General features: G+C 65.4%; 18 protein-coding genes. 4 read left to right on the forward strand and 14 right to left on the reverse strand.

The window, feature by feature from the left end:
* Positions 1–2 precede the first annotated feature (2 nt).
* Positions 3–1,172 (reverse strand): acetyltransferase domain-containing protein, encoded by a 1,170-nt coding sequence (locus tag KVG96_RS12945; RefSeq protein ID WP_217892500.1) that lies wholly within the window; start codon positions 1,170–1,172, stop codon positions 3–5.
* Between the two features lie 104 nt (positions 1,173–1,276).
* Entirely contained in the window at positions 1,277–4,306 is a 3,030-nt protein-coding gene (ydiJ, locus tag KVG96_RS12950; protein WP_217892501.1) for a D-2-hydroxyglutarate dehydrogenase YdiJ, read from the reverse strand.
* A 157-nt stretch (positions 4,307–4,463) separates the two neighbouring features.
* Here ydiJ and KVG96_RS12955 point away from each other — a divergent pair, with 157 nt between their 5' ends.
* On the forward strand, positions 4,464–5,348 hold the full coding sequence (locus tag KVG96_RS12955; protein WP_217892502.1) for a LysR substrate-binding domain-containing protein: 885 nt from the start codon (positions 4,464–4,466) through the stop codon (positions 5,346–5,348).
* Positions 5,349–5,378: 30 nt separating this feature from the next.
* On the opposite strand, the gene KVG96_RS12960 is transcribed toward KVG96_RS12955, so the two are convergent.
* Positions 5,379–6,653, reverse strand: coding sequence for a glucarate dehydratase family protein (locus KVG96_RS12960; RefSeq protein WP_217892503.1), 1,275 nt, complete (start codon positions 6,651–6,653; stop codon positions 5,379–5,381).
* Between the two features lie 24 nt (positions 6,654–6,677).
* Positions 6,678–8,045, reverse strand: coding sequence for an MFS transporter (locus KVG96_RS12965; protein ID WP_217892504.1), 1,368 nt, complete (start codon positions 8,043–8,045; stop codon positions 6,678–6,680).
* A gap of 117 nt (positions 8,046–8,162) precedes the next feature.
* Between KVG96_RS12965 and KVG96_RS12970 the strand changes: the two genes are divergently transcribed.
* Positions 8,163–9,074: a LysR family transcriptional regulator gene (locus tag KVG96_RS12970; RefSeq protein ID WP_217892505.1), complete on the forward strand. Its 912-nt coding sequence runs from the start codon at positions 8,163–8,165 to the stop codon at positions 9,072–9,074.
* A 111-nt stretch (positions 9,075–9,185) separates the two neighbouring features.
* Here the strand turns inward: KVG96_RS12970 and KVG96_RS12975 are convergent, their stop codons facing one another.
* The 6 genes from KVG96_RS12975 to KVG96_RS13000 form a co-directional block, all read right to left on the reverse strand.
* Positions 9,186–9,791: a DUF6338 family protein gene (locus KVG96_RS12975; protein WP_217892506.1), complete on the reverse strand. Its 606-nt coding sequence runs from the start codon at positions 9,789–9,791 to the stop codon at positions 9,186–9,188.
* A gap of 143 nt (positions 9,792–9,934) precedes the next feature.
* Complete coding sequence (locus tag KVG96_RS12980; RefSeq protein WP_217892507.1) at positions 9,935–11,548, reverse strand: GMC family oxidoreductase; 1,614 nt, start codon at positions 11,546–11,548, stop codon at positions 9,935–9,937.
* 148 nt (positions 11,549–11,696) lie between these two features.
* Complete coding sequence (locus KVG96_RS12985) at positions 11,697–12,914, reverse strand: mandelate racemase/muconate lactonizing enzyme family protein (protein WP_217892508.1); 1,218 nt, start codon at positions 12,912–12,914, stop codon at positions 11,697–11,699.
* Position 12,915: 1 nt separating this feature from the next.
* Positions 12,916–14,232, reverse strand: coding sequence for an MFS transporter (locus KVG96_RS12990; RefSeq protein WP_217892509.1), 1,317 nt, complete (start codon positions 14,230–14,232; stop codon positions 12,916–12,918).
* 189 nt (positions 14,233–14,421) lie between these two features.
* A complete protein-coding gene (gene aldA, locus KVG96_RS12995; RefSeq protein WP_217894222.1) occupies positions 14,422–15,846 on the reverse strand; it encodes an aldehyde dehydrogenase in 1,425 nt (474 codons plus the stop codon).
* A 206-nt stretch (positions 15,847–16,052) separates the two neighbouring features.
* The gene (locus KVG96_RS13000) at positions 16,053–16,985 is read right to left on the reverse strand and encodes a LysR substrate-binding domain-containing protein (protein ID WP_217892510.1); all 933 of its coding nucleotides are present in this window, start codon (positions 16,983–16,985) and stop codon (positions 16,053–16,055) included.
* 183 nt (positions 16,986–17,168) lie between these two features.
* Here KVG96_RS13000 and KVG96_RS13005 point away from each other — a divergent pair, with 183 nt between their 5' ends.
* Positions 17,169–18,347, forward strand: a complete 1,179-nt coding sequence (locus tag KVG96_RS13005; protein ID WP_217892511.1) for a hypothetical protein — start codon at positions 17,169–17,171, stop codon at positions 18,345–18,347.
* A gap of 156 nt (positions 18,348–18,503) precedes the next feature.
* Entirely contained in the window at positions 18,504–19,379 is an 876-nt protein-coding gene (locus KVG96_RS13010; RefSeq protein WP_217892512.1) for a LysR substrate-binding domain-containing protein, read from the forward strand.
* A 488-nt stretch (positions 19,380–19,867) separates the two neighbouring features.
* Here KVG96_RS13010 and KVG96_RS13015 read toward each other — a convergent pair whose 3' ends face one another.
* The 4 genes from KVG96_RS13015 to fae all read right to left on the reverse strand — a co-directional run bounded on the left by KVG96_RS13015 (position 19,868) and on the right by fae (position 24,404).
* The gene (locus KVG96_RS13015; protein WP_217892513.1) at positions 19,868–21,232 is read right to left on the reverse strand and encodes an MFS transporter; all 1,365 of its coding nucleotides are present in this window, start codon (positions 21,230–21,232) and stop codon (positions 19,868–19,870) included.
* A 184-nt stretch (positions 21,233–21,416) separates the two neighbouring features.
* Positions 21,417–22,850, reverse strand: coding sequence for an NAD-dependent succinate-semialdehyde dehydrogenase (locus KVG96_RS13020; protein ID WP_217892514.1), 1,434 nt, complete (start codon positions 22,848–22,850; stop codon positions 21,417–21,419).
* Positions 22,847–23,881, reverse strand: a complete 1,035-nt coding sequence (locus KVG96_RS13025; protein ID WP_217892515.1) for an aldo/keto reductase — start codon at positions 23,879–23,881, stop codon at positions 22,847–22,849. The genes KVG96_RS13020 and KVG96_RS13025 overlap by 4 nt, the downstream gene beginning before the upstream one ends.
* A 10-nt stretch (positions 23,882–23,891) precedes the next feature.
* The gene (gene fae, locus KVG96_RS13030) at positions 23,892–24,404 is read right to left on the reverse strand and encodes a formaldehyde-activating enzyme (RefSeq protein WP_085586428.1); all 513 of its coding nucleotides are present in this window, start codon (positions 24,402–24,404) and stop codon (positions 23,892–23,894) included.
* Positions 24,405–24,649: the final 245 nt, after the last annotated feature.

The raw sequence follows: 24,649 nt of genomic DNA on the forward strand, positions 1-24,649 counted from the left end.
CGCTACAGGTACTTCAGCCAGGCGATGTCCTTGCGCCGGGCCTTCAGCAACGAAAACCGGCGCACCGCCGGGAACAGCGCCACCGCCAGCGCAACCGCCGTCAGCCATACCGCCGCCACGGACGAAAAGCCGAAATGGCTGCCCTGGTTGAGCCCGAACAGCGCCACCCCGATCAGGTAGAGCAATTTCAGCGCATACAGGTGCAGCAGGTAGAAAAACATCGGCGCCGAACCGAACACCGTCAGCCAGCGGATCCAGCGCCGCTCCCCGGCGCGTTCGAAGCCGCGCAACAGCAACAGGCCGACGCCCATGGTCAGCGCGATGAACAGCAGCGACGGCGGGTATTTGGTGATGTTGAAAAAGCTCATCAGGGTTTGCGCAGCGCTGTCGCCGAACGCCCACGGCTTCTCGCCATAGCCGTTGAGCAGGCGCAGCCCGGCGAACCCCAGCAACCCCGCGGTACCAGCCAGCAGCAGGCAGGACTTGCGCACGGCCGCATCGGCGTCACGGGCGAACCAGGGCCCCAAGGCGTAACCCAGGCCGATCACGCCGATCCACGGCAACAGCGGATAGGACGTGCGCAGGCGCAGGCTTTCGCTGACTTCGATCCAGCCTCGGTCATGCAGGATCGCCCAAGGCACGTGCAGTGCCGATTCCTTGGCGAAGTGCACGCCATCCAGCAGGTTGTGCCCGGCGATGAGCACCAGGCTCAGGGCCAGCAACAGCCAACGGGGCAGCCAGACCAGCAGCGACAGCGCGATCATGCTCAGGCCGATGGCCCAGATCACTTGCAGGTAGATCACGCTCGGCGGCAGCTGGAAGGTCCAGGCGAAGTTGACCAGGGTGAACTCGAGCACCACCAGAAACAGCCCGCGCTTGAACAGAAAGGCGCTGACCGCCGCTTTGCCCGCGTGTTTCTCGCCGAACAGCCAGGCCGACAGCCCGGTCAGCAGCACGAACACCGGCGCGCACAAGTGCGCCAGGGTACGGCTGAAGAACAGGTCGGGCTCCGTGACGGCGATGTCCATCGGATCGCTGACCTGACGGTGCAGCAAAAAGGTTTCACGCACGTGATCCAGCAACATGAACAGGATGACCAGGCCCCTGAGCGCGTCGATCGACAGCAGGCGGCCGGTCACCGGCGGGAGGGTTTGGGAAGCGGTAAAGGTCATGGCGGTATCGCAATCGAAAGAGAATCCGACCGGGGCCGACAGCGGAGGGCCCCGAATTTGCGTTACTTTATAACACTAATGTGTCGATGAACGGCCAGCCGCCCTCAAACGGTGCGCAGACGCTCCAGCAGCACTTGCAACGGATGGCGCAGCGCCCGCTCCGACTGGCGCTTGGCCTGGCTGCGGCACGAATAGCCGGTGGCCAGCGCCTCGCCCCGCTCCGCCGGCGCTTCGACCTGCCGCGCCCAGGACTGTTCGTAGATCACCGCCGAGGTTGCGCGGTTGCGCGCCTCATGGCCGTAGGTGCCGGACATCCCGCAGCAGCCGGTCGCCTGGGTCGCGAGCTTGAGGCCGACACGTTCGAACACCTGCTCCCACTGCCGGGTCGCCGCCGCAGCGTTGGTCTTCTCAGTGCAGTGCGCCAACAGGCGGAAGCCGTCCACCGCCGGCAAACCGCTGCGCTCGGGCATCGCCTTGAGCAGCCACTCCTGCACCAGCGCCACTTCCGGGCAGCGCTCCATCCCCGGCACCTTGAGGTACTCCTGGCGATAGACCAGGGTCATGGCCGGATCCAGTCCCACCAACTGCACGCCGAGATCGGCCAACCCGCGCAACTGCCCGGCGTTGCGCAACGCCGCACGGTTGAACGCCGACAGGAAGCCCTGCACATGCAGCGGCTTGCCGTTGGCGCTGAACGGCGCCAGGTAAACCTGATAGCCCAGGCGCGAGATCAGCTCGACCAGGTCCGCCAGCAGCGGCGCCTCGAAGTAACGGGTGAACGCATCCTGCACCAGCACCACGCTGCGTTCGCGCTGCGCCTGGGTCAGCGCCGACAGCACCGGCACCGTGGCCGGCTGCACGTGCCAACGACGCATCGCCCCATGGAAGTCGAAACGGCTGAGCAGCGGCACATCGACCATGCCGCCGAGGCGCTCCAGCATCCGCCGGCTGAACGCCGACCCCATCACACCGTTGTAGATCAGCGGCACCCGCGCCAGGAACGGCATGCTGTACTCCAGCGAGGCGATCAGGTAATCGCGCAGCGGCCGCAGGTAGCGGGTGTGGTATAGCTCCAGGAAACGCGAACGGAAGTCCGGCACGTTGATCTTCACCGGGCACTGCCCCGCGCAGGACTTGCACGCCAGGCAACCGGCCATGGCGTCGTACACCTCATGGGAGAAGTCCGCGCCCTCGCTGCGGCCGTTGCGCCAGCGCTGCAACAGGTTGGCGAAAAACGGCGGCCGGCGCGTGCCTTCAGCCAGCACATCGACCCCGGCCGCGCCTTGCAGGCGCAGCCATTCGCGGATCAGCGACGCCCGGCCCTTGGGCGATTGCGCACGCTGGCGGGTGGCCTTCCACGACGGGCACATGGCGTCGTCCGGATCGAAGTTGTAGCAGGCGCCGTTGCCGTTGCAGTGCATCGCCGCGCCGTAGTCCTGCCAGACCTTTTCGTCGATCTGCCGGTCCAGCTCGCCGCGCAGGGTCACTTCGTCGATCTTCAGCAAGGCGGCGCCGGGGATATCCGGGGTGGCGATCTTGCCGGGGTTGAACTGGTTGAACGGGTCGAACGCCGCCTTCAGCGCTTGCAGCGCCGGGTACAGGTCGCCGAAGAACGCCGGCGCGTATTCCGAACGCAGGCCCTTGCCGTGCTCGCCCCACAGCAGGCCGCCGTAGCGTTGGGTCAGCGCGGCCACGCCGTCGGACACCGGGCGCACCAGCGCCGCCTGCTGCGGATCCTTCATGTCGAGGATCGGCCGCACGTGCAGCACGCCGGCATCGACGTGGCCGAACATGCCGTATTGCAAATGGTGGCTGTCGAGCAGGTCGCGCAGTTCGGCGATGTACTCGGCCAGGTGCTGCGGCGGCACGGCGGTGTCCTCGACGAACGGCTGCGGCCGTGCCTCGCCGGCAACGTTGCCGAGCAGGCCCACCGCCCGCTTGCGCATGCCGTAGACCTTGTTCACCGCCGCCTGGCCCACCGCGAGCGTGTGGCCCAGGCGCTGCACCGTGGCGTCGCTGCCCAGGTGCCCGAGGAAGGCCTCGACCCGGCGTTGCAGGTCGTCCGGGTCATCGCCGCAGAACTCCACCAGGTTGATGCCCCGGGTCGGCTGGTCGGCGCTTTCCGGAAAGTATTCGGCGACGCCGTGCCAGACGATGTCCTGCATCGCCAGCATCAGCACTTTGGAGTCCACGGTCTCGATCGACAGCGGCTTGAGCGCCATCAGCGCCCGGGCATCGCGCAGGGCCTCCATGAAGCCGGCGTAGCGGATGTTCACCAGCATCGTGTGCTTGGGGATCGGCAGCACGTTGAGCTTGGCTTCCACCACGAACCCCAGCGAGCCCTCGGCGCCGCACAGCACGCTGTTGAGGTTGAAGCGCCCGTCGGCCTCGCGCAGGTGCGCCAGGTCGTAGCCGGTCAGGCAACGGTTCAGGTCGGGGAAGCGTTCGCGGATCAGCTCGCTCTGTTCGTCGATGATCTGCCGCGCGCAACGGTAGACCTCGCCGACGCGATCCTGGCGGGCGCACTGCTCGGCCAACTGCGGCTCTGCCAACGGATGCCCGTGCAGGCGCTCGCCGCCGCGCAGCACCATGTGCAGTTCCAGCACGTGGTCGCGGGTCTTGCCGTAGGTGCAGCTGCCCTGACCGCTGGCGTCGGTGTTGATCATCCCGCCGACGGTGGCGCGGTTGGAGGTGGACAGTTCCGGGGCGAAAAACAGCCCGGAGGCCTTGAGCGCGGCGTTGAGCTGGTCTTTCACCACGCCCGCCTGCACCCGCACCCAGCGCTGCTCCACGTTGATCTCAAGGATGCGGTTCATGTGCCGCGACAGGTCGACGACGAGGCCGTCGGTCAGCGACTGGCCGTTGGTGCCGGTGCCGCCGCCCCGTGGCGTCACCACCACCTGGCGATGGGCAGGTTCGGCGATCAACCGCGCCAGCAGCGCCACATCATCGGCATCCCGAGGGAACACCGCCGCCTGCGGCAAGCGCTGGTAGATCGAGTTGTCGGTGGCCAGCACCACGCGGCTGGCGTAGTCGGCGCTGATTTCGCCCTTGAAGCCCTGATCCTTCAGGGCCTGAAGGAATCGTTGGTAATCGGCGTTCAAGGCGGCGACAGGCGACAGCTGGGCAATCATGGGTCGGGGCATCTCGGTCAGAAAAGGCGTTGTGGCGGTAAACACTTGTAGGCAACGAATGATTGCGTCAGGCTCCGCCATCTCATGGCGCCCATGTTCATTGCAGAGGCGGTCTGCGACAAACGTAAATTCGACCCGACTTTAATGACCAAAACGAATGAATCCGCGAACCCTCACCCCCTCGATGTCGTTGCTGCTGGCCTTTGAGGCCGCCGCCCGCCACGAAAGCTACACCCGCGCCGCCCATGAGCTGTCGCTGACCCAGAGCGCGGTCAGCCGTCAGGTGCAGATCCTGGAAAAGATGCTCGGCATGCGCCTGTTCACCCGCGAAGGCCGGCGGGTGATCCTCACCGACGTCGGGCGCATGTACCAGCGCGAGCTGGCCGAAGCCCTCGGCCAGATCCGCAGCGCCACCTTGCAGGCCATGGCGTTCGGCTCCGGCATCCACAGCCTGCGGCTGGCGACGCTGCCGACCTTCGGCTCGAAATGGCTGCTGCCGCGCCTGAAGGACTTCTACACCGCCCACCCCGGCATGACCGTGCACCTGCATTCGCGCATCGAAGCCATCGACTTCGACACCAGCGAGATCGACGCGGCGATCTGCGTCGGCGGCGGCGACTGGCCGGGCCTGACGGCCCATCGCCTGCACACCGAAGAACTGGTGGCCATCGCCAGTGCGCAACTGACCGAAACCGAACGCCAGGCCGCCGAGCGGCAGATCGCCGACCAACTGCTGCTCAATGTCAGCAGCAACGCCCAGGCCTGGGCCGAATGGTTCAGCCATCACGCGCTGCCCCACCGCCGCATGCGCATCGGCCCGAGCTTCGAGATGACCTCGCACCTGATCCAAGCCGTGCGCGCCAACATCGGCGTCGGCCTGGTGCCCAGGATCCTGGTGGAGGACGAACTGCAGAACGGCGAGCTGCTGCAACTGGGCGAACCGATCACCAGCCGCCGCAGCTACTACCTGGTGTACCCGGCGCGCAACGAATCGCTGCCGTCGCTGAAGGCGTTCCGGGACTGGCTGGTGCAGACGCTCTGAAGCGGGAAACGCTTTCGCGGCCAAGCGTCCTCAGAACCTTGGCTTGACCGCTTTCCAGTCCGGCTTGTACCGCTGCATTTGCCGCACATCGTCACGCTGGCGGATCCCGCAGGTCAGGTATTGGTCATGCAGCTTGCCCAGTTGCGCGTAATCGAGCTCGACGCCCAGCCCCGCCGCACGGGTGATCTTCACGCAGCCCCCGACGATCGGCAGCTTGCCGCCCTTGATCACCTCCTCGTCCGGCGCTTGCCATGGATAGTGGGTGTCGCAGGCGTAATCGAGGTTCGGCACCGATGCGGCCACATGGGCCATGGCCATCAGGCTGATGCCCAAGTGCGAGTTGGAGTGCATCGACACGCCGAGGCCAAAGGTGTCGCACATCTTCGCCAGGGTCTGGGTGTCGCGCAGGCCGCCCCAGTAATGGTGGTCGGCAAGCACGATCTGCACGCTGTTCCGCTCGACGCTGCGGCGGAACTCGTCGAAATCGGTGACCACCATGTTGGTCGCCAGCGGCAGGCCGGTGCGTTTGTGCAGCTCGGCCATGCCGTCGAGGCCCGGGGTCGGATCCTCGTAGTACTGCAGATCGTCGCCGAGCAGCTCGGCCATGCGGATGGACGTTTCCAGCGACCAGTTGCCGTTGGGGTCGATGCGCAGCGGCAGGCCGGGAAACGCTCTCTTCAGCGCCTTGATGCACGCCACTTCGTGCTCCGGCGGCAAGGTGCCGGCCTTGAGCTTGATGCTCTTGAAGCCGTAGGCCTCGATCATCCGCGCTGCCTGGGCGACGATCTGCTGTTCGCTCAGCGCCTCGCCCCAGTCGTCCGGCTTGTAGGGCGAGTCCACGTGCTGCGCGTACTTGAAGAACAGGTAGGCGCTGAACGGCACCTCATCGCGCAACGCACCGCCCAACAGATCCACCAACGGCACGTTCAGGTAGCGCGCCTGCAAGTCGAGAAACGCCACTTCGAACGCCGAGTAGGCGTTACTCACCGCTTTGCTGGCGTGGGAGCCGGGGGCCAGTTCGGCGCCGGCCACGCTGGCGGGTTTGTTCGCGGCGACGGTGGCCTGCACGATACGGCGCAACTGATTGAGGTTGAACGGGTCGAGGCCGATCAACTGCGCCTGCAACTGCTGCTGGATCGCCAGCGCCGGGGCGTCGCCGTAGCTTTCGCCCAGGCCGATGTAGCCGTTGTCGCTCTCGATCTCGATGATCGAACGCAGCGCGAAGGGTTCGTGGATGCCGCTGGCGTTGAGCAGCGGCGGATCGCGGAAGGCAATCGGGGTGACGGTCACGCGGGTGATTTTCAAGGGAACGCTCCTGCTGGATCGGATTCAGTGGCTGGCAGCCGTTTTCGTCGCCGTCGCGACGGCGGTGTCACGGCCAGGCTTTGCCGGGGTTTGGCCCTTGGCGCCGGGTGCCATGCGGGCGAAGAAGATCACCACCGCCGCCACCAGCGAAGTGGCGGCCAGGCCGTACAGGCCGCCCTCGATGGAGCCGGTGGTCTGCTCAAGAAAACCGAAGGCGGTCGGCGCAACGAAACCGCCCAGGTTGCCGATGGAGTTGATCAGCGCGATCACCGCCGCCGCGATGCGCGCATCCAGATAACTCTGCGGAATCGGCCAGAACAGCGCCGACGCAGCCTTGAAACCGATGGCGGCAAAACAGATGGCGACGAAGGCGAACACCGGTCCGCCGGTGGTGGAAACGAACATGCCGACCGCCGCGATCACCAGGGTCAACGCCACCCAGGCCTGCTGGAATTTCCATTTGCCGGCCAGCGCGGCAAAGCCGTACATCGCCGCGATGGAGATGATCCACGGGATCGAATTGAGCAGGCCGACCTGGAAGTCGCCCAGGTTGCCCATCTTCTTGATCATGCTCGGCAGCCAGAAGGTCGCGCCGTAGATGGTCAGGGCGATGGAGAAATAGATGAAGCAGAACAGCGCGATCTGCCGGTCCGCCAACAGCTTGAACACCGATGGTTTCACCGTTTGGGCCGTTTCCCGGGCCCGCTGCTCGTCGGCGATCGCCGCCACCAGCGCTTCGCGCTCTTCTTCGCTCAGCCACCGGGCCTGGCGCGGGTGCGATTGCAGCCAGAACCAGACGAACCCGCAGAGCACCACCGACGCGGCCCCTTCGATGAGGAACATCCACTGCCAGCCGTGCAGGCCCATTGCGCTGATGTGCAGCAGCGCCCCGGACACCGGCCCGGAAATCACCGACGCAATCGCCGAGCCGCTGAGGAACACCGCCATGGTCTTGCCTCGCTCGGACGCCGGCAGCCACTGGGTGAAGTAGTAGATGATCCCCGGAAAAAAACCGGCCTCGGCGGCGCCGAGGATGAAGCGCAGCACGTAGAAACTGATCTCGCCCTGCACGAACGCCATGGCCATGGCGGCGGCGCCCCAGGTGAACATGATCCGCGTCAGCCAGGCGCGGGCGCCGTAGCGCTGCAGGAGCATGTTGGACGGCACTTCGAACAGGGCGTAGCCGATGAAGAACAGCCCGGCGCCCAGCCCATAGGCGGCCGCGCCGATGCCCAGGTCGGTTTCCAGGTGGCTGCGCACGAAGCCGATGTTGACCCGGTCGATGTAGTTGACGATGAACATCACCACGAACAGCGGCAGCACATGGCGCTTGACCTTGGCGGCGGCCCGGGCGAGGACAGTGATGTCCGGCGGACTCTGGAGGGTATTCAAGGGGCGACTCCCGATCATTGTTTTTTTAGGGAAGCTTGAGGCACAGGCCGATCATGGACGCCGGTATTGATCCCGTCTAATCTAACTTGGCACTTGATTGATACCCGGATTGGATCAATGTTCGAACTGACCCAGCTGCGCTGCTTCACCACCGTCGCCACCGAACTGAATTTCCGCCGCGCCGCCGAACGGCTGAACATGACCCAGCCGCCGCTGAGCCGGCAGATCCAGCTGCTGGAGCATCACCTGGGCGTCGAACTGTTCACCCGCAACACCCGCAGCGTGGCGCTCACCGCCGCCGGCCGGGCGTTCTTCATCGAAGCGCAGAACCTGCTGGAGCGCGCCCAGCAGGCGGCCGTCACCGCCCGACGCTTCGCCGAGGGCGACATCGGTTCGGTCAACATCAGCTTCGTCGGCAGCGCCGTGTATGAGTTTTTGCCCAAGGTCATCGCCGAGGCGCGGCTGAACCAGCCCCAGGTGAAAATCGACCTGACGGAAATGAACACCTACCAGCAGCACGAAGCCTTGCGCGCCCGACGCATTGACCTGGGCATCGTCCGCGCACCGCTGCTGGAACCGGGCTACGCCACCGAATGCCTGGTGCGCGAACCGTTCGTGCTGGCCGTGCCGAACGGCCATCGCCTGGCGGAGGCGGCTGAGGTGTCAGTCAGCGACCTCGACGGCCAGCCGTTCCTGATGTATTCCCACGCCGCCTACCCGCCGTTCAACGAACTGCTGACCGGCACCCTGCGCTCGGCCAGGGTCGCTCCGGATTACGTGCAATGGCTGGGGTCTTCGCTGACCATCCTGGCGCTGGTCAACGCCGGCATGGGCCTGGCCCTGGTGCCGCGTTGCGCCACCAGCGTGGTGTTCAGGAATGTGGTGTTCCGCGAGATCGACCTGGGTGACGGGGTGCAGAGCGAGCTGCACCTGATCTGGCGGGAGAACAACGACAACCCGGCGTTTGCGATGCTGCTGGAGGGCATTCGCCGGGCGGTGAAGGAAGGTTGGGGGCTGATCAGCGCTTGAGCGGCGGTGGCGCCTTGGGCCCCTTCACCAGCGGTTTCTCCAGCATCTTTCCGTCCGGCCCGTAGAACAGGCGCACGATATGGGGCGGCATGGGTTGTGGTGCTCTGGCGGTCATGATGAACCCTCTGATTTCGGGTTGAACTCAACCCACTTAACTTTCGCGGAATCTATCAGCAAGAACTCGGCGCCAAAAGGCACCTCAGTGCCATCATCGTTCAGCCAACAGGGTGATTGCATCAGGAACTGCCCGCTGCTCGACTCCGGCGGCCACTCGACGGGCCAGCCTAGGACGCGCCTTTCGTCATGCAGATGCAAGGTGATGAGCCGGTCAAACTGCACGAATGCCCTGAACCATTCACTCGGGTAAGAAGATTGTTTCGTCACGTTTCTGCTGCGCAGCCAGCCGTGCAACCGGTCATTGGTGGTCAGGCAACAGGCGAACAACCCAAGCACCAGCGACACGGCAAACGCCCAGAACGCCTGCGCCCCGCCATCCCATTTTCCTACGGAAAAGCCCCACGCCCCCACCCACCGGCAGACGGCGCCAATGCCCGTCACCATACCGTGAATCACAAACGTGAAGATCAGCGCCTGCACGATCTGCCCGAACGTGTCGGGCCGCCTGAACGCCGTGAGGGTGTAGAACACCCAGGTCGAGACGAACCCGGGGATCAGGTACTGCAACAACGGAATCACTTCCTTCACCAGATCATCCATGATCCGCGGCTCCTCAAAACTGAAAACAGACCTCCTTCAATGACGATGCCGGCCCCCAGAGGAGCCGGCATCCGAAGCCTAGCCCAGGCAGCGAAACCGCCCCCCGGCCAAGTGTCACATCTCATTGCGCAGGCGCCATAGCCTTACGCATCCTGCAGGATCAGGTCCGCCCCCTTTTCCGCCACCATCAGCACCGCCGCGTGGGTGTTGCCCGACGTCACGTTGGGGAAGACCGACGCATCGACGATCCGCAGCCCTTGCAGGCCATGCACCTTGAGGCGCTTGTCGACCACCGAGACCTGCTCGTCCGCCCCCATCGCGCAGGAGCCGCACAAGTGGTAGATCGACCCGCAGTTGTCGCGGAAGTACTGCAGCATCTGCTCGTCGCTCTCCACCGCCGGCCCCGGCAGGACCTCATCGACCGTGATGCCCTTGAGCGCAGGCGCGCCCATGATCTTGCGCATCAGGCGGCTGCCCTGGATCACCTCGTCGATGTCCTTCTGCGTGCTCAGGTAGTTCGGGTCGATCAGCGCGGCGTCACGCGGATCTTTCGAGGCGATCTCGATGTGACCGCGGCTGGTGGGCCGGCATGGGTTGAAGCACAGCAGGAAACCTGAATACGGCTCGGGCTTGAGGCTGGCTTTGTTGTTCTTCGGGATCTGGTACGACAGCGGGTTGAAGTACAGTTGCAGGTTCGGATGCGCCTGCCGGGTGTCGCCGCGGAAGAAGCCGCCGGCCTGATTGACGCTCATCGCCAGCGCGCCCTTGCGGGTGAACAAGTACTGGATGCCGAGCTTGAGCTGGCCGAACAGCGAACTGAGTTCATCGTTCAGCGTCGGGATGTTGGCCTTGTAGTAGTAGCTCACGCACAGGTGGTCCTGCAGGTTGCGCCCCACCGCCGGCAGGTGCTTGACCACCGGGATCCGGTGCTTGGCCAGCAAGGTGCGGTCGGCCACACCCGACAATTGCAAGATCTTGGGCGTATCGACGGCGCCGGCGCACAAGATCACTTCCTTGCGTGCGGTGAACGTGCGCGTCACGCCGTGCTGGGTGATGGCGATGCCGGTGGCGCGCTGCGCGCTGTCGTCGAACAGCACGCGGTCGACCAGTGCGTAATGCTCCACGGTCAGGTTCGGCCGGCCCAGGGCCGGGTGCAGGTGCGCGAAGCTGCTGGAGCAGCGCTGGCCGTTGCGCGTGTTGACGTCGTAGATGCCGGCGCCTTCGAACGTCGGCCCGTTGAAGTCGTCGCTGCGCGGATAGCCCAGCTCATCGCAGCCCTTGAGGAACACGTCGCAGATCGGGTGGGTCTGGCCCGCCATCGGAGTGATGCTGATCGGGCCGCTGCCGCCGTGGTACTCGCTATCGCCCAGCGGGTGGTTTTCCAGCTTGCGAAAGTACGGCAGCACATCCTTGAAGCCCCAGCCGTCGTTGCCGTTGGCGGCCCAGTCGTCGAAGTCATGGGCCTGACCGCGCACGTAGATCATCGCGTTGATCGAGCCCGATCCGCCCTGCACCTTGCCGCGCGGGGCGTAGATCTCACGGTTGCCGAGCTGTTTCTGCGGCTGGCTGTAGTACATCCAGTTGAACGTCGGGTTGTAATACATTTTGGCGAAGCCGACCGGGATCTTGAACCACGGCGAGCTGTCCTTGCCGCCCGCCTCCAGCAGCAGCACCGAGTGTTCGCCCGAGGCCGAGAGCCGGTTGGCCAGCACGCAGCCGGCGGCGCCTGCGCCAGCGATGATGTAGTCGTATGTCATGCACGGTTACCGCGTTCAGTCGTTGTAAAAAAATCTGCAGTCTCCCCTGCAGGAGCGAGCCTGCTCGCGATCGGGGGGCTGACAGCGTGCAGAGCCGGTGTCTGATACTCCGCTGTCGCGAGCAGGCTCGCTCCTACAGGGACATTCATCAGCCCTTGGCCGGCGAGGTGTCTTTCACGTCGGCCGGGGTCGGGGCCATCTGCAGGTGCAGGCGCTCTCCGGTGTAAGGCGAATGCTTACGCACCACGTCCATGTCCAGCTCCACCCCCAGGCCCGGCTCGGTGGACGGAATGATGTAGCCGTCCTCCCACTGCAACGGTTTCTTCAGGACTTCGGCATGGAAGCCGCCCCAGGTCTCGATGCTTTCCTGGATCAGGAAGTTCGGCGTGCACGTCGCCAACTGGAAACTCGCCGCCGCGCCGATCGGGCCGTTGTACAGGTGCGGCGCGATCTGCGCGTAATGCGCTTCGGCCATGCTGGCGATCTTCTTGCCTTCGAGCAGGCCGCCGCAGCGCCCCACGTTCATCTGCAGGATCGATGCGCCGCCGGCCTGCAGCAGCTTGAAGAACTCGTACTTGGTGGTCAGGCGCTCGCCGGTGGCGATCGGGATGCTGGTCTTGGCCGCGACCTGCGCCATGGCCTCTTCCTGGCCCGGCGGCACCGGCTCCTCGAACCACAGCGGGTCGTACTTCTCCAGGCGCTTGGCCAGGCGGATCGCCGAAGACGGCACCATTTGCCCGTGGGTGCCGAACAGCAGGTCGCACTGGTTGCCCACCGCCTCGCGGATCTTGCGGCAGAAGGTTTCGCAGCGCTCCAGCACCTCCAGCGAGATCTGGTGCCCGGAGTACGCGGTGTACGGGCCGGCCGGGTCGAACTTCACGGCGGTGAAACCCTTCTGCATGTTCTGCACCGCGCATTCGGCGGCCAGGTCCGGGTCGTCGTAGTCGTATTCGCCGCGGCTGTCGAGCGGGTACAGGTAGGTGTAGGAACGCAGACGCTCATGCACCTTGCCGCCGAGCAGTTCGTAGACCGGCTTGTTCGCGGCCTTGCCGACGATGTCCCAGCAGGCCATTTCCAGGCCGCTGACCACGCCCATCATGGTCAGGTCGGGCCGCTGGGTGAAACCGCTCGAATAGGCCTGGCGGAAGAAACGTTCGATGTGGTGCGGATCCTGGTCGAGCAGGTAGCGCTCGAACACGTCCTCGATGATCGGCAGCATGGCCTTGGGGCCGAAGGTGGCGGCGTAGATCTCGCCGACGCCTTCGATGCCGCACGCGGTCCTGAGCTTGACGAACAGCCAGTACATGCCGCCGATGTGCGGTGGCGGTACGGCGACGATGTGGGTTTCAAGGGCGACGATTTTCATCTCAGGCACCTGCCTTGTTCGAGGATTTGCGATTGATCCGGGCCCGCAGGGCCAGCGCGGCGCAGGTGCCGATCAGGCCGACGCCGGCGATGTAGCCGAAGTAGAGCTTGTAGCCGAGCGCACCCGGATACTGTTCGGTGAGGTAGCCGTTGATCAGCGGAATGAAGGCGTCGGGCATGTAGCCCACCACCGAGACGATGCCGATGGCCAGGCCGGTGATGCGCAGCGGGATGTCGCAGTTGTCGAGGATCGCCCAGTACAGGCCGCGGATCGCGTAGGTCATCAGGCCGATGAAGATCACCGTGCCGATCAGCAGGCCCATGCTGTTGAGCGCCGGGAACACGATCAGTCCCACCATCGCCAGCGAGGCCAGCAGCAATGCCACGGTCAGCACCGACACGTTGGAGAACTTGTCGCCCAGCCAGCCGCCGCCGATGCCGCCCACCGGGCGCATCCACAGCTTGATGGTGGTGATGGTGCCAGCCATCACGGCGGTCATGCCGCCCCCTTGCAGGTAGTCCGAGAAACTGTAGGTGGCCCAGAAGATGTGGTAGCCGCAGAACACGATGGCGGTGACCAGCCACAGCTCGGGAATTTTCACCAGCGTGGCCAGGTCGGCCAGCAGGTTGAACTTGCCCTTCTCCACCGCCGGCGTGTCCTCCATCGACTTCGGATCCTTGATCAGCACCAGCACGCAGCCGATGGCGATGCAGGTGAAGGCATAGAGGTAGACCACATGGTGGAAGCCTTCGGCGGTGGATTCGCCGCGGGTTTCGGTGGCGTAGGCGAACAGGCCCAGGGCAACCGTCGCCAACAGCGCCTCGACCAGCCCGCGGCCGCCGTCGAGGATGCCGAAGAAGCGGCCCTGCTCGGAGTGGTGGGCGATCATCTTGACCCGCTTGAGCACCGAGGCCCAGAAGGTCAGGCCGGTGGTCAGGCCCCAGCAGCCGAAGATGATCATCAGGCCGGTCATCGATGGCGCCGTGGAGTACCACAGCCCCAGCGCGCCGGTCGCGACCAGCGAAAAGAAGATCAGGAAGCGCGGTGCGATGCGGTCGGCCAGCCAACCGCTGGGCAGGTAGCTGAGCAGGAAAATCGTGCCGAGCATCGAGTACAGGTAACCCAGTTCGCTGTGGCTGATCTGGAACACCTCGAGCATGGTGGTCTGGTAGACCTGGCGCAGGTACAGGATCGGATAGATCGCGCCGGCGGCCAGCACCAGCAGCATCAGTTGGACATAGCGACTTCCCTTGTCGCTGCGGCTTTGCGAAGCCGTAGTGGAGCCCTGGACAGCAGCGGAGGATGCAGGCTTGGACATGGATGAGACCTCGGGCGACCCGGTGTCCGGGCGCCCCTGATAATTGTTTTTATTGTTGAGGGGCAGCTTCAAGCGGCAAGCGACAAGCGTGCTTGCAGCTCCCAACTTGCAGCTTGCCGCTTACCGCTTACCGCTTATCGCTTACCGCTTACCGCTTACCGCTTGCAGCTTGCAGCTTGCAGCTACCGCCTAGTACTTCATGACCACCAGGCGGGTCTGGGTGAATTCGAGCATCCCGTGCTTGCCGTCGTCGCCGCCCAGGCCCGAGCGTTTCCAGCCGGCGTGGTAGCCCTGGTACGGGTCGGCCGGGGTGCGGTTGACGTACAGCTCGCCGGCCTCGATGGCGTTGGCGACTTTCTGCGCGGTGCGGTAGCTCTCGGTGTAGAGCACCGACGACAGGCCGAACTGATGGTCGTTGGCCATGGCCAGGGCGTCGTCGATGTCGCGGTACTTGAGCACCGGCAGCACCGGACCGAAGATTTCTTCCTGGACGATTTCCATGTCCTGGCGGCAGCCGCTGAGCAGGGTCGGCGGGTAGAAATGCCCAGGCCCCTCAGGCAGCACGCCGCCGCTTTCGAGCACGGCGCCGTCGGCGACGGCGCGCTCGACCATGGCATGGATGTTCTTCTGCGAACCGGCGTTGGCCAGCGGCCCCATCAGGCTGGCGTCGGTGGCGCGGTCGCCGAATTTCACCGCGGCGATGTTCGCCTTGAGCAGCGCCAGGAAGCGGTCGTGGACGCTTTCCTGCACGTAGACCCGCTCCACCGCCGTGCACAGCTGGCCGCAGTGGGTGGTCTTGGAGCCGATAATCGCGGCGGCGGCGGCCTCAAGGTCGGCGTCGGCCTCGATGATCGCCGGGGTCTTGCCGCCCAGCTCCAGCGAAGGTTTGGCGATGTTGGCCTTGCAGTAGTCGAGAACGACCCGCCCGGCGTTGACGCTGCCGGTCAGGGTGATCAGGCCCACGGCCTTGTGGGTGCACACCACGGCGGCGGTGGCGTGGTCCATGGTCAGGATGTTGATGACGCCGGCGGGCATGCCCGACTGCTGCACGGCCCGGGCGATCTCGAACGCCGAGGTCGGGGTGTTGTTGCTCGGGCGCACCACCACGGTGTTGCCGGCGATCAGCGCCGGGGCGACCTTGCGCAGCAAGGTGTAGACCGGGTAGTTGAACGGGATCAGGCAGGCGACCACACCGATGGGTTCGCGGTGCAGGAACAGGTTTTCGTCCGGGCTGTCGCTGGGGATGATCTCGCCTTCGATGCGCCGCGCCCACTCGGCGTGGTAGCGGGTGATCTGCGCGGCGTAGCGGGCTTCGTTGCTCGCGTCGGCCAGGCTCTTGCCGGACTCGGCGGCCAGGGCGGCGCCGATGGCCTCGGCACGGTCTTCCAGGGCTGCGGCGAAGGCCCGCAGGTGTTCGGCGCGCTCGATGGCGGTGAGCTTGCCCCAGGTTTTCTGCGCGGCGGCGGCAGCCTCCACGGCGGCGGTGGCCTCTTCGGCGGTGGCGGCCGAGACCTGGCCGATCAGCGCTTCGGTGGCCGGATTGTGAACCGCGATCAACGCGGCGCTGGCCGGCTCGGGGAAGTGGCCGTTGAGAAAATTTCGCTCGACTCGCATGTGCATCGCCCATCGTTTGTTTTTATCGATGGCGCCAGTCTTGCCCCGTTGCCGGCGGTGGACAAACGACTTATCGGGCGGACAAACATGCGAAAAACGAACGTTACCCGGTCTGGAGCGCACCGGGCACTTTGGGCTGCGACCGGCAGGGTTGCCCGGCGGTTTCCGGGCTGGCGCCTACAGGTGCTTTATGGAAGCCAGGTTGTTCAGGTGGCTGCGGTGGAAGGCTCCAGCTGCCGCTGCGCCAGCCAGATCTCCTCTTGCAGCCATTGGCTGAACATCTGCAGTTGCGGCGTGTGCGTCTGCTCCGGGCGGGTCACCAGCCAATAGGACTGATGCCCCTCCACGTGCACGTTGAGCACCTGGGTCAACTGCCCGCTGGCCAGTTCCGCCGCGACCATGTGCCAGTCGGCGATGGTGATGCCCAGGCCGTCGGTCGCCGCGCGGATCGCCAGGTCCAGCAGGTCGAATTCATAACCGCCCTGGGTATCGACGCCGCTGATGCGCGCCGCATCGAGCCAGTGCTTCCAGGTCAGGTAGCGCTGGTCCTCTTTGGCCAGCACGTGCAGCAGGGTCAGGCGATTGAGGTCGATGCCCTGCTCCCCGCCCTCGCGGGCATACAGCGAGGGCGCGCACACGGCGATGTGCCGCTCCTGGATCAGCAACGAGCTGTCGAGCCCGTCCCACTCGCCGTTGCCGAAACGGATCGCGCAATCCAGCGTATTGGTTTGCGCCAGGCTGTCCTGCAGACGGGTGGTGATGCTCAGTTCCAGCTCCGGGTGCCGCTCGCGCAGGCGCCCCAGGCGCGGCATCAGCCAGCGGCGGGTGAAGGTCGGCGGCGCGTTGATGTGCAAGCGGTTGGAATGGGTCTTCTGCTGGATGCTGCGCACCGTCAGTTCGATCTTGTCGAACGACTGGTGCAGCGCCCGCAGCAGGATCCGACCGGCCCCGGTCAGCTCCAGGTGATGGTGGCGGCGCTCCAGCAGGCTTTCGCCGAGCTGTTCCTCAAGCTGCCGCACCTGGCGGCTGACGGCGCTCTGGGTGACGTTGAGCAGCTCGGCGGCACGGGTGAAGCTGCCGGTGCTGCCGGCCACCTCGAACGCCTTGAGCGCGTTCAGGCCGGGCATTTTGCGTTTCATGGAAGGCACTCGAAACCACGGACAAGGCACAAAGCTTCCCACGGTTTTGAGGAATTGTCCTACATGACTTTCCGACTAACATGCGTTCGGCGAAGGTTTCCCCACCGTTTTTATCGTTTGTTCAACCCCTGACGGATCGCAAGACTGCCCGGCACTCCAATAAAAACAATCGAGAGCCGTTCTATGCCCCTCCCTGCTTCCTCGCGCCTGAACACCACGTCCCTCCTGCTGCTCTGCTGCGTCGCCGCCCCGGCGATGGCGGTGCAGGTCACCGACAACCTCGACCTGGGCGGCGCCGTCCGCGCCCGCTGGGACGTGGATCCGGACCGCGACATCCAGACCTTCGGCCTGGACACGGTGTTCCTCAGCGCCAAGTACAACTCCGACACCTGGATCGGCGAGGCCCAGTACCGTTTCTACGGCCGCTCCTACCCCTACCGCTACACCAAGGACTACGGCGACATCCGGTTCGCCAAGTTCGCCTGGGCCGGCTACAAGTTCAATCCCGACCAGCAGGTGCAGGTGGGCCTGAACACCGTGCCGTTCGGCCTGCAACCGTACTTCGGCAGCACCTTCTACGAGACCCTGGGCAACGTCATCGGCCTGGAGGACGTGCAGCAGGTCGGCGCCAAGTACATCCAGCAATCCGGCGACTGGAACGTCCAGGCCGGCTACTACCTGCGCCCGGCTTGGCAAGGCAAAGGCACCAGCAAGGGCGTCACCTATTCCAGCGTGGTCTCCGGCGCCGACAGCTACGTGGCCGACGGCAGCGACAACCAGGAACGCAACACCGTGGTGCTGCGCGTGGCCCGGACGTTCGAGCTGGGCCCATGGAAATCCGAAGCCGGCCTCTCCGGCCTGACCTCGACCCTGGAGAACAAGGACACCGACCACGATGGCCGGCGCAACGCCGTGGCCGTGCACTACCTGGGCAAGAACGGCCCGTGGGGCGTGCAGTTGCAGGCGGCGCGCCAGCAGATGTCGCCGCGCAACGCCGGCACCGACGAACTGGTGACCCTGGGCGGCTACGACGGCACCTACAACGTCGCCAGCCGCGGCAACCTGTACGTCGCCGACCTGAGCTACGACGTGGCCGGCAAGTACCTGTTCGACCAGGTCAGCGGCGTCAAGCTCTACGCCAACTACAGCGCCTTCGACAAATCCGCCGACGACTTCAAGACCTCCCAGCGGGTGATCCTCGGCAGCTCGTTCTCGGTGAGCAAACTGTGGGTGGCGGCGGAATGGCTGATCGGCAAGAACGACCCGTACATCGGCGGCAGCAGCTACACCCAGAGTCTCGGGGCGGGCGGGTCGGACCAGTGGGAGAACCAGCTGTACGTGAACGTCGGCTACTACTTCTGACCGAGGATCTGCGGCACCTTCAAACACGCCATCGCGGGCCGGCTCCGGGCGGCGATGGCGTACGCCCAAACAACGCTTGCCTGCGCCAGGCATCGATAGTCAGATAGGCCCCACCTCAAAACAAAAACCAACCGCCCGGTCCGGAGTTCCGCCTCCATGCGCCAACTGCCCTCCCTCAATACCTTGCGCGTGTTCGAAGAAGTCGCCCGCCACCGCAGCTTCAGCCAGGCCGCACAGGGGCTGAACGTCACCCAGGGCGCGGTCAGCCGCCAGATCAAACAGCTGGAAGACTACCTGGGCGTCGCCCTGTTCGTGCGCACCCCGCAAGGGCTGACGCTGACCGAAGCCGGCAGCAACCTGTCCCCGCACCTGGCCGAAGCCTTCGATCACATCGAACGCGCCCTGCAAGCCGTGCGCGTGCCCAACCTGCGCCAGCGCCTGCGGGTGCTCGCACCGCCGACCTGGGCCACCCGCTGGCTGTCGCCGCACCTGCGTGCGTTCTGCCAGCGCTACCCGGACATCAACCTCAGCGTCACCAACCACGCCAGCCACGAAAGCCTGGCGGAGATCGATTGCCACATCCGTTTCGGGCTCGCGGCGGCCAGCCACTGCGTGAGCCGCTTGCTGGTGATGGAACGGCACATCGCGGTGGCCAGCCCGGAGCTGTTCGACTCAGGCCAAGCGCCGGAACTTCGCAGCGCGCCGCTGCTGCACATCCTGCACGACGGCAAGCGCCTGAAGGTCTGGGAAAACTGGCTGGCGGCCATGGGCCGGGACGACATCGACGCCGGGCAAGGGATCGAGTTCAGCACCCTGGACCAGGTGATCCACACCGCGCTGGCCGGCGGCGGACTGGCGGTGATCGACCGGCAGATGATCGAAAAGGAACTGGCCAACGGCAGTCTGCTGCCCATCACCCCGGTCGAAGTGACCGGCCCTTACGGCTACTGGCTGGACGTGTCGAACGACAAGCAGGGCCTGTCGAAGGTGAAGCTGTTCACCGATTGGCTGGAAAGGGTCAGCAATCCCTGATCGGCGGCTTGCCCACTGCGGCCGGCACTGCCGACATCCCTGCTGCCAGATCCATCGCCAGCAGGCTGGCTCCTACAGGTATTCCGGGTGTTCGCAGTATTCATGCACGCCGCCAAAAAACGGTGGGAGCTGGCTTGCCAGCGATGAGGCCAGCACTGCCGACATCCCTGCTGCCTGACCCACCGCCATCGCCAGCAGGCTGGCTCCTACAAGGGATCTCGGCTGTCCGCAACATCCCTGTGCACCACAAAACCTGTAGGAGCTTGCCTGCAAGCGATGAGGCCAGCACTGCCGACATCCCTGCTGCCTGACCCACCGCCATCGCCAGCAGGCTGGCTCCTACAAGGGATCTCGGCTGTCCGCAACATCCCTGTGCACCACAAAACCTGTAGGAGCTTGCCTGCAAGCGATGAGGCCAGCACTGCCGACATCTCTGTTGCCTGATCCACCGCTATCGCCAGCAGGCTGGCCCCACAGGGGCAAGGAGCCTAGACCGGGGCAACCGCCTTGGCGCCGGCCGGCAGTGTGCCTTCCACCGGGCTCTGGGCCTTGCACGCCTGGCTCAGCGTGAGCGACTTGGTTTCCGGCGCCCAGGCCCAGGACAGCAGCGCACCGATGGCCAGGATCGCCGCCAGGATGCCCATGGTCGGGCTCAGGCCGATGCCCGCCACGCTCACCGGCAGCAGGAAGGTGCTGACGGCCGAGCCGAGCCGGCTGACCGCCGTCGCCAGGCCGATGCCGCTGGCGCGCACCTCCGTCGGGAAGCTCTCGGCCGGGAACACCCCGACCAGGTTGCTCACCGCCGACAGCACCAGCGTGAACAACCCGAACACCAGCACCATCAGCCACGCCGCGCTGCCCGGCAGCACCGCCAGCAGGAACAGCGCCACCGCCAGAATGACGAACGAGTTGATCAGGAACCCGCGCCGGGTGAACTTGATCGTGCACCAGATGCCGATCAGCGCGCCGAGGATCAGCAGCAGGTTGAGCATCAGTTCCGTGCCGAAGCCTTCGGCCAGGCCCATCTTCGCCAGGATCGACGGCAGGAAGGTGTAGATGGCGAAGTACGGCATGACGATGCAGACAAAGAACAGGCAGTTGAACGCCGTACGCTTGCGGTACTCGCGGCTGAACAGCACCGCGTAGCCCGAGCGCTGTTCCGTGGAGCGGGTTTCGTCCAGCTCGACGTTGTCGCCCAGGTAGCGCTTCACGATGGCCCGGGCCTCGGCCACACGGCCCTGGTTGACCAGCCAGCGCGGCGATTCCGGCGTGCCGATCCGCGCGATGAGGATCAACGCCGCCGGGATCGCCGACGAGGCCAGCATCCAACGCCAGGCGTCATCGCCCAGGCTGAGCATGGCGGTGCCGACGAAGGTCGCGGCCACGTAGCCGAACGTCCAGATCACGCTGAACGAGCCGAGCAGCACACCCCGGTGCCGCTTCGGCGCGAACTCGGCGAGCATCGCGTGGCCGACGCTGAAATCGCCGCCCAGGCCGATGCCGATCAGCACCCGGCACAGGAACAGGCCCATGGCGGTCTCGACGTAGAACTGCATCACTGACGCCAGGGTGATCAGCACGAAGCTGACCAGGAAGATCTTCTGCCGGCCGACCTTGTCCGAGATCCAGCCGAAGAACAGGCTGCCGAGAAACAGCCCGATCAGCGCCGAGGAGCCGATCAGCCCCTGCCAGAACGCATCCAGGTGCATCTGCGGGCTGAGCAAGGTGAAGGCGATGCCGATCAGGCCCAGGATGTAGCCGTCGGTGAAGTGCGCGCCGAAGGTCAGGCCGGCGATCTTGAGGTGAAAGCGCCCGATGGGCAGGTCATCGATCTTTACGGGTTGAGCGGACATGTTCGTCTCCAATTGTTGTTATTGACGGAGAAACCGATTGCGCTTGCTTCATGAATCGCTGTGGCGGCGGTGTGTCAGTGAACGGAGCGTTGCCCGACACACGGCCTTCGCGGTCAAGCCCGCCCCCACATTGTTTGGCGGCGACCACAACCCCTGCACGCGCCCGCGATCCTGTGGGAGCGGGCTAGAGCCCGCCCATCAGCAGGTACTTGATCTCCAGGTAGTCCTCCAGACCGTACTTCGAACCCTCGCGCCCCAGGCCCGATTCCTTGATGCCGCCGAACGGCGCAACTTCCGTGGAGATGATCCCTTCGTTGATCCCGACCATCCCGGCCTCCAGGCCTTCGGCCATGCGCCAGACCCGGCCGATGTCGCGGCTGTAGAAGTACGCCGACAGGCCGAACGGCGTGTCGTTGGCCGCCGCCAGCACCTGGGCCTCATCCTTGAAGCGGAAGCAGGCGGCCACCGGGCCGAAGGTCTCGTCCTGGGCGATGAGCATGTCGCCCGTGGCGTCGGTGAGGATGGTCGGCTCGTAGAACGTGCCGCCGAGGGCATGCCGGCGGCCACCGCACAACAGCGTGGCGCCCTTGGCCAGCGCATCGCTGACGTGGGTCTCGACCTTGGCCAGGGCGGCAGCGTTGATCAGCGGGCCCTGTTCGGTGTCGCCCTCCAGCGCAGGGCCGACCCGCATGGCGGCGACCGCCTCGGCGAGCTTGCCGGTGAAGGCTTCGAAGACGCCGTCCTGAACGAAGAAGCGGTTCACGCAGACGCAGGTCTGCCCGGTGTTGCGGAACTTGGAGGCCATCGCGCCTTTGACGGCGGCGTCGAGGTCGGCGTCGTCGAACACAATGAACGGTGCGTTGCCGCCCAGCTCCAGCGAGACCTTCTTCAGGGTGTCGGCGGCCTGGCGCATCAGCAGCTTGCCGGTGCGGGTGGAGCCGGTGAACGACAGCTTGCGCACCACGCCGGACGCCTGCAGCGCGCCGCCGATGGCCACCGCATCGCCGGAGACGATGTTGAACACCCCGCCCGGAATTCCGGCCTGCTCGGCCAGCACCGCCAGGGCGAAGGCCGACAGCGGGGTTTCCTCCGACGGTTTGAGAATCATCGTGCAACCGGCCGCCAGCGCCGGACCGACCTTGCGGGTGACCATCGCCAACGGGAAGTTCCATGGGGTGATCGCAGCGACCACGCCGATGGCCTCCTTGGTCACGATGATGCGGGCATCGGCCTTGTGGCTCGGGATCACATCGCCGTAGGCGCGCTTGGCCTCCTCGCCGAACCACTCCAGGAAACTCGCGGCGTAGACCACTTCACCCTTGGCTTCGGCCAACGGCTTGCCCTGCTCGCGGCTGAGCAAAGTGGCCAGTTCCTGCTGGTGGGCGAGCATCAGTTCGCTCCAGCGCTTGAGCCGCTGGCTGCGCTCCTTGGCGGTGAGCTTGCGCCAGGCCGGCAACGCACGGTCGGCGGCTTCGATGGCCAGGCGGGTTTCTTCGGCGCCGGCCTTTTGCACCTCGGCGATCACCTCACCGTTGGCCGGGTTGAGCACCGGGTAGGTCGCCCCGCCCTGCCCCCATTGGCCGTCGATGAAATTGCCGTGACGGATCAGCCCGCTCATGCCACCGCCTCCTGCAAGGTGAAGCGCTCCTGGCCCGGACGCGGCGTACGCAGGATGCGCTTGCCGGCGGTGTAATCGTTGATCACGTCGCACGGGGTGTAGTTGCGCTCCAGCTCATGCCGTTCCTCGGCATCAAGCCGGGTGTCCAGCGCCGCCAGGGCGCTGTCGAACTGTGCGGTGGTGTCGGCGCCGACCAGCATGCAATCCACGCCCGGATGGCTGGCGACCCAGGCCTGGGCGATCTGCGCGTTCGACACGCCGCGGGCGCGGGCCACGCGCTGCACCGAACGGGCGATCTCGAACGAGGCCTCGTCGCTGTACATCTGTTGGGTGAAGAAGTCGGTCTGGTTGCGGGTCGACTGCACGTCGCCGGTCAGCAGGCCCCGGGCCAGCGGGCTGAACACCGACACGCCGATGCCCTGGTCGCGGCAGAACGGGATCATCTCGCGCTCTTCCTCGCGGTAGGCGCAGTTCAGTTGCAGCTGCATGTTGATCGGCTTGACCCAGCCGTTGCGCTCGCAAGCCATGAGGAGCTTGGCCAACTGGCCGGTGAGCATGGTGGACACACCGATGTAGCGCGCCTTGCCCGAACGCACGATGTCGTTCAGCGCGCCCATGGTCTCTTCCACCGGGGTGTTGATGTCGAAGTAATGCAGCATGAACACGTCGACGTAATCCATGTCCAGGCGCTTCAGCGAAGCGTCGATGCTGTCCATGATGTGCTTGCGCGAATGGCCGCTGGCGTTGAGGCCGGTGCGGGTGCCGTAGCCGACCTTGGTGGTGATCACCAGGTCCTCGCGCCGGGCCAGGCGCTTGACGATGCGCCCCACCACTTCCTCGCCGACGCCGGCGGAGTAGAAGTCCGCCAGGTCGATGAAGTTGACGCCGTTGGCCAAGGCGTGGGCCACGATCGGCTCGCTCTGCTTTTCGTTGAAGATCCACGGTTTCCAGTCCGGGGTGCCCATGTTCATGGTGCCCAGGCACAGGCGGGAGACTTGCAGGCCGGAGTTGCCCAAACGGATGTATTGCATGGCGCGGACCTCAGGCTTTGGGGGTGTAGAAAGGGTTGCCGATGTGGTTGACCACATCCTTGAGCTGCGCGGTTTCCGGCTTGCCGGTCAGGGCGGCGCGGATCGCGGTGCGGCAGGCGTTGTAGTTGTTCAGGTACACCGCATCGAGGTCGTCGCAGGCCGGGTTGACCCAGTTGGCGGTGACGATCGCCCACTCGTCCTCGGCCTCCGGCGGCAGCGTGCCGTCGAGCAGCGCTTCGAGCACGGCCTTGGCGATCCCGGCCTGGGACGCGCCCCAGGTGGCGTTGCCGTGCAGGTCGCCGACGATGGCGGCTTTGTTCACGTAGAGGGTCATCGGTTTGACCGGGATGTTCGGCTGGGCGATCACCATGAACGGGCAATGGCCCTGGCTCGGCGACGCCAGGCTGTTGGCGAACGCCTGCCCGGCGGGGCCGTTGCGCGGGCCGATCAGGATATTGATGTGCGCGGCGTTCACGCCCGGGCCTTCGAAACCTTCACCGATGTACAGGTCGAGTTCTTTCATCTGTCATTACTCTGGGTGGCGCGGAGGGATCAATAACGGACGCGGGGAGACGTGGCGGGGCAATGGGGACATGGCTGCAAACGCTCTCTGGTTGTTATTGATGAGCTGTGTTTGCGATTTTTTAGCATCGGGGTCCGGGCAGGCCGTAACCATTAAAAATCATGGGGCAATGACTTTTGGTCATAGCCTGCGCGCGGGCAAAAAAAATCCCGCCCTCGAACTCAGTCGAGGGCGGGATCCTGTGG

The organism is Pseudomonas ekonensis (assembly GCF_019145435.1).
GTDB lineage: Bacteria > Pseudomonadota > Gammaproteobacteria > Pseudomonadales > Pseudomonadaceae > Aquipseudomonas > Aquipseudomonas ekonensis.